Below are 6,088 nucleotides of genomic sequence, written 5' to 3'. Positions count from 1 at the left end.
AAACCTCTCCGTATTCTCTCTTAGTCTTGTTCAGAAATCAAATAGGAGTCCTATATATGAAAGCACTTAAGGACTATAACCAAGTTTTGGAAATCAATCCTGCATTTACCGAAGCTTACTATAACCGGGGTAGTGTTCATTACAATCTAGGAAACTATCAACAAGCACTTGAAGATTTAAATCTATTGCTGCGTATTAATCCTAACAATTCTCAAGCTTATAACAAACGAAGTAGCATTCGTGCTGCCCTGAAAGATTACCAAGGTGCAATGGAGGACTTAAAAAATGCTTCAGAATTCCATCACTTTCCTCAAAAATAACCGTTAATCAATCAGGGTATTCAATCCCCGTTTCTTAACTAGGTGCAACAGCTTAAGAGCAGTGCCACTAGGACGCTTCTGACCGATTTCCCACTTTTGAACCGTTGATAGACTTGTATTTAAAATCGCAGCAAATACTGCCTGGCTGACATGAGATGATTCACGTATTTCCTTAATTTGCTCAGGCTCTAGCGGTTCAATCTCAGACAAGCACAGACTGTCGAATTCACGCAATAGACTTATCCGGAAATGAGAACTTTATTTGGCTGAAACCTAGCTCTGGAGAGGGTTTTAGAGGTTCCTGTTTTATATAAGCTAAAAAGCCAGCTATGTAAGGGTTTCAGCTATTTTGAGGTTTATTTGTGGATAAGTCTAATGTAGTTTGATCCATAAGTCCAGCCTTGTGCAGCCCCGTAGCCGTTTCGTGAACGGCTTCAAGAATCGCTGATTTCTTCTTCGGCATTGCAAATTACCTCCATCAATTCATCTTCCAGCTTGGCTTTTTCGAGATCCTCTAGCGTGTAAGAGAACAGCACCGATGCCAGCTTTTTTAATGCTTTTTCTTCTTTTTTGTTAATGTTACTACGCTCGTTTTTCGGGAAGCCGAAAACAAAAAACCAGCAATCTCCCTTGTTGGTTGCGACCAGTGTACGAAAGCCACCACGTTTACCTTGTCCAGAGTGGGCAATCCGCTTTTTGAACAGTCCGCCTCCTAGATCGGCTTCGTAAAGTCCTGCCGTCATTTCGTTTACAGCAGCGCAGAGGCTAAGATCGTTTAAACCCTCTTTGCGTGCCCAACGGTCAAACCATCGGGTTTTGTAGATTATCATGCTATGGTCATTACCTTCGCTTATTATATAGCACTTAGTGCTATGCTTGGCAATACACTATAAAAGTCAAAAAGCTTAAACAAAGACCGATCGCAACATTGAGCAGGAACTAGCGAAAAAATAGCGATGGGCTAAGCCCCGCCGGAGGCTGATCGCACTCTACCAAATACAATGAGGGTACTAACACTAGTTGTACTTCCAAATTTACCGCACACTTCTAAACCACTCAGTAATCCCCTGAGCGATCGCCTGAGCAATTTTCTTCTGTTCTTCTGGATTCACCACCTGCTCAAATTCATCGGGATTGCTCATAAAACCCAATTCCAACAACACCGATGGCGCAGCTGTCGGACGTGTCAGCGCTAGGTTATCCCAAAACACACCATAAGAAGGTCTGCCGAGTTTTTTGACTACATAATTCTGTAAAAATATTGCCAGGTTGTGGGCTTGGGGTTGATACCAAAAAGCGGCAAATCCCTTAATCTTTTCGGCATCGCCATCATCGGGTATGGAGTTGTGGTGTATGGAAATAGCGATCGCAGGTTCTTCTCGACTGATAATTGCCTGACGTTCTGCTAGAGAAAGTTCGCGATCGTCCTCCCGCGTCATCACCACCGTTGCTCCTCGCTTCACCAAATCGTCGCGCAGCAACTTCGATACCACCAAATTCACATCTTTTTCTAAATATCCAGTTGGGCCACTGGCACCAGTTTCTTTACCGCCATGCCCTGGATCTAGTACAATCTTGAAATTAGCTAAAGGCTTGCGTCTTGTGTTCCCGATTTTAGGCGGATGACGCAAAGCCAAAACCAGGGTTGTACCGTCGTATCTCAGTTTATATCCCCACTGTTGAGCTTTTTTGAGGTTAAGGGTGTATTTTACTTGTCCTGGAGCTTCCTGTTGCCAATCTAGGCGAGAAATTAGGGGGTCATCGTCCAGGCGAATAATGTCCGTTTGAGCAGTGGTATTGTAGAGAGTGAGAGCGATCGCTTGCTCACTTTGTTGTACGCTCACAGGTACGGGAACTTGTAAGGGGAAAACTATCTCTGTCGCACCAGGGAGTTGACGGTATCCGACACTGCGAATTATTGTCTGTGGCCCAATTGCACCAGGTAAAATGCGCGTTTCTTTACTATCAATCCAAGCGCCATAGTCTAGGCGCAACCATTCACCTTCCCTACCTGTAACTGTTGCGCGTGTGCCTTTGGGCAGTGGTGTGAGTCGAGAATAATCGGTGTTCGGGCCAGTGCGAGCAACACCTGCGTCTGCCGTGATCTCAGCAACTGGCAACTCTGCTCTTGAGAGGATTTGAATCTTACCAGATCCTGGCTGAGTTATCGTCTTGCCATTGAGCGTCAGTTGAAACTGAGGTTGTCCCAAATCGGCGGCTATTGCCACTGTGGTGCAACCTTGATAATTGCCTACGCTAGACTGGGCATAAGGCTGATTTTGCCCTGTCAGAATTGCCAAATTACTTGGTAGTTGTGCCTGTTGAGGTTGGCGTGAAAGAGCAATAGTTTGATTAGCCAACTTGACAGAGACATTGGCGTTAGGGGGTGCGACCCCTTGAGGAAGTTTCGCTAACGCGCTAAAACAAATTAGTTCTCCTGAGAGTCTGGCAATGTCAGCTGCGGGAGTCAGGGAATCTTTAGCAAAGCCTAAACCTTGTGGTAGCTCAGGGCCAGTGGTAAGCCTTGTCACTTTAATCTGGAGTTCTTGATTGTCGTGACGCACAGTAAAAAGATTTTCCCCTAACTGCAAGGGGAAACTAGGGGAAAAATGACCAGCTTTGCTGCGGGTAACTGGCTTACTATTGATCAAAACCTGACCATCTGGTGGTGCAGTGCCCAGAAAGAAGATTTTTTCAGCACTCGTCTGGTAGTTTGTTTGGGGAAAAATAACTATAAGAGATGGCTCTGCCAATGCTACTGAGGAGGTGAGAATACAGCCTAATATTACTAATCCTAAAAGGTTTTTCACAGCAAATCACAGAAGATTACACCACAATAACTGTGGCACAATGACGGGATGTATTTTTAGAAGTTGTTAGAAATTCAAACTCCTATGACTAAGTTTATCTTTGTAACTGGAGGCGTAGTTTCCAGTATTGGTAAGGGCATTGTAGCAGCAAGTCTAGGGCGTTTGCTCAAGTCGCGCGAATATTCGGTGTCGATTCTCAAACTCGACCCTTATATTAATATCGATCCTGGCACAATGAGTCCGTTTCAGCATGGGGAAGTATTCGTTACCCAGGATGGTGCGGAGACAGATTTGGACTTGGGGCATTACGAACGCTTCACCGATACCTCCATGTCGCGCTTGAACTGTGTTACTACTGGCTCTATTTACCAGGCAGTCATCAATAAAGAGCGGCGCGGAGACTACAATGGCGGCACTGTACAGGTGATTCCCCATATTACCAATGAAATAAAAGAGCGGATTCTGCGAGTTGCTAAAAGTACAAACCCCTCTGTAGTGATTACAGAAATTGGCGGTACGGTGGGAGATATTGAATCACTACCGTTTTTGGAAGCAATTCGCCAGTTCCGCAAAGAGGTGGGACGGCAGAATGTGTTGTATATGCACGTAACGTTAGTGCCGTGGATTGCCTCTGCGGGTGAGATGAAAACTAAGCCAACACAGCATTCAGTTAAGGAACTGAGATCCATTGGCATTCAACCAGATATTTTAGTTTGTCGGAGCGATCGCCCCTTACCCAAGGGATTAAAACAGAAATTGTCGGGATTTTGCGATGTGCCCGAAGAATGTGTGATCACTTCCCAAGATGCCAAAAGTATCTATGAAGTACCGCTAAATCTGGAATGGGAAGGAATGGCAGAACAAGTGCTGAACTTGCTGCAAATGGAGCAACGTCAACCAGATTTGACGCAGTGGCAAACCCTGGTAAAACGGTTACATAGTCCCAAGCACGAGGTAGAAATTGCCATTGTCGGGAAATATGTGCAGTTAAGTGATGCTTACCTATCTGTAGTGGAAGCACTCAACCATGCTGCAATCTCCACTTATGGCAAACTGCGTCTGCGTTGGGTGAACTCAGAAGATTTGGAAACTGAACCAGCCGAAACTCATCTTAAAGGTGTCGATGGCATAGTTGTACCAGGAGGTTTTGGTGTTCGGGGGGTAGATGGGAAAATTGCTGCGATTAAATACGCTCGCGATCGCCAAATTCCTTTTTTGGGTTTATGCCTGGGAATGCAATGTTCTGTGATTGAATGGGCTAGGCACGTAGGGGGATTAACAGATGCTAATAGTGCTGAATTTGACCCCTATACAATTGATCCGGTGATTAATTTATTGCCAGGACAGCAGGAAGTCGTTGATTTAGGGGGTACAATGCGTTTGGGGCTATATCCTTGTCGTGTTATACCTGATACTCTAGCTTTCAAGCTTTATCAAGAAGATGTAATTTATGAACGACATCGACATCGATATGAGTTCAACAATGATTACCGCGAGCTGTTATTGAAGTCTGGCTATGCCATCAGTGGTACTTCTCCCGATGGACGCTTAGTTGAAATTGTGGAATTACCCAAGCACCCATTCTTTCTTGCTTGCCAATTCCATCCAGAATTTCAATCGCGCCCCAGTACTCCTCATCCCTTATTTAAAGGCTTTATTCAAGCAGCGATCGCTCTTTCTATCTCAACATCTGGTAAACCAACACCATTGGAGGTGTCATAAAAATTCAAAATTCAAAATGACGCTCTCTACGTTCGCGAATAGCGTGTCGAAGACAGACGCTCAAAGCGTAGCTTGCTTCTCTGTAAGAGTACGCAGACTCGCTAACAAAATTCAAAATTAATTTTTTAGATTTTGAATTCCTGCATAGCAACATTAACTTAAGGCTTCAGCAGATTTGGACATCCAGGGTGCATCATTCGTAAATTTCGGACTTGAGGAGATGTTGTGGCGTACTGGGTGAGAATCCTTTACGAGAGGAAAGAATATGTAGTGGATTTTGAGCGTGTCCATGCTTTTTGTTATGAACTGAATGGCAGGGTTACTTTTTGGTTGCCCGATAGTGCCATTCCGATAGTGATTAACCCACAGAGTAACCTGGAAGACTATCAAAAGATTCTTGATTATTTAGAATGTGTGACGGGATTGAAATTAGATCATGCCCACTGGGTGAAAATTATTTACGAAAAAAAAGAATATGTAATTAATCTCAACTGCATCAGTTGCTTTTGTCATGAACCGAACGGTAGGATAAGTTTTTGGTTGCCAGATGGCGCTATCTCCATCATCATCAACCCTGTGAGTAATCCTGAATCATATCAAAAAATCGTGAACTACGTTAAGAAAGCAACTGGATATTCTTTATCTTAGGAATTATTTTAAAATAACTTGGACAATTAGGGGAAAATTTTGGGTTTGATATATAGTTCCACTGACCATGAAAAGAGTTTCACTCAACGCCAATGGTATCAAGTTCTTGGCCTGTGACTTTAATTCCTCTTTTCTAGACAATACCTTCGCCAATTTATGAGTATTACCATAAGTCAAGTTGGCGTAAAAATTTGTCGTTAGGATAAGGCAGGAGGCAGAAGGGAAGAGGGTTTTAGCCCAATACAGTTCAGTTAAGCATTTCTTGCTTCTCTTCCTTCTCTTCCTTCTCTTCCTTTGCGACGGCAGTCGCTACAACTCTTAGCCACCCCCTTGCGGAGGTTCCCTCCGTTGGGGGGAGTGGCGTGGGAACCCCCCTTCGGGTTCACCAGTCGCCTACGGCGGGAAACCCCCCTACAGCGCTGGATTCACCGCAACGCGCTGCCTCTTTTTTGCGACGGCAGTCGCTCATGGGGGAGACCACGCCAGATGCTTCAAGTCGGCGGAGCCGCCCAACGCACTGGCTCCCTCAAGACCGCGCTGCCTCTCCTTTGCGGTTCGTTAAAAAAATTGACTTTGACAAAGAGTTTT

Annotated in this window: 7 protein-coding genes; 4 read left to right on the top strand and 3 right to left on the bottom strand. The window is 44.7% G+C overall.

From position 1 onward, the window contains the following. Positions 1-320: tetratricopeptide repeat protein (locus PUQ00_RS32005; protein ID WP_300423963.1), on the top strand; the 320-nt coding region annotated here is incomplete at its 5' end. 3 nt (positions 321-323) lie between these two features. Here the strand turns inward: PUQ00_RS32005 and PUQ00_RS32000 are convergent. The 3 genes from PUQ00_RS32000 to PUQ00_RS31990 form a co-directional block, all read right to left on the bottom strand. After that, on the bottom strand, positions 324-530 hold the full coding sequence (locus PUQ00_RS32000; RefSeq protein ID WP_300423962.1) for a helix-turn-helix domain-containing protein: 207 nt from the start codon (positions 528-530) through the stop codon (positions 324-326). A gap of 224 nt (positions 531-754) precedes the next feature. Next, the gene (locus PUQ00_RS31995; protein ID WP_300423961.1) at positions 755-1,150 is read right to left on the bottom strand and encodes a type II toxin-antitoxin system RelE/ParE family toxin; all 396 of its coding nucleotides are present in this window, start codon (positions 1,148-1,150) and stop codon (positions 755-757) included. A 204-nt stretch (positions 1,151-1,354) separates the two neighbouring features. After that, a complete protein-coding gene (locus PUQ00_RS31990) occupies positions 1,355-3,130 on the bottom strand; it encodes an N-acetylmuramoyl-L-alanine amidase (protein WP_300423960.1) in 1,776 nt (591 codons plus the stop codon). Between the two features lie 84 nt (positions 3,131-3,214). Here PUQ00_RS31990 and PUQ00_RS31985 point away from each other — a divergent pair, with 84 nt between their 5' ends. The 3 genes from PUQ00_RS31985 to PUQ00_RS31975 all read left to right on the top strand — a co-directional run. After that, entirely contained in the window at positions 3,215-4,852 is a 1,638-nt protein-coding gene (locus PUQ00_RS31985) for a CTP synthase (protein WP_300423959.1), read from the top strand. Between the two features lie 225 nt (positions 4,853-5,077). Next, on the top strand, positions 5,078-5,500 hold the full coding sequence (locus PUQ00_RS31980) for a hypothetical protein (RefSeq protein ID WP_300423958.1): 423 nt from the start codon (positions 5,078-5,080) through the stop codon (positions 5,498-5,500). A 362-nt stretch (positions 5,501-5,862) separates the two neighbouring features. After that, on the top strand, positions 5,863-6,088 hold a 226-nt coding region (locus tag PUQ00_RS31975), incomplete at its 3' end, for a hypothetical protein (protein ID WP_300423957.1).

Source organism: Nostoc sp. S13, assembly GCF_029379315.1.
In the GTDB taxonomy this organism is placed as follows: Bacteria; Cyanobacteriota; Cyanobacteriia; order Cyanobacteriales; family Nostocaceae; genus Nostoc.
The sequence above is the reverse complement of the archived record's forward strand: the minus strand, read 5'-3'. Positions and strand labels throughout refer to the sequence as shown.

Excerpts from the sequence above, each read along its gene's own strand:
- PUQ00_RS31995 (WP_300423961.1), bottom strand. The coding sequence starts at position 1,150 with ATGATAATCTACAAAACCCGATGGTTTGACCGTTGGGCACGCAAAGAG.
- PUQ00_RS31985 (WP_300423959.1), top strand. The coding sequence starts at position 3,215 with ATGACTAAGTTTATCTTTGTAACTGGAGGCGTAGTTTCCAGTATTGGT.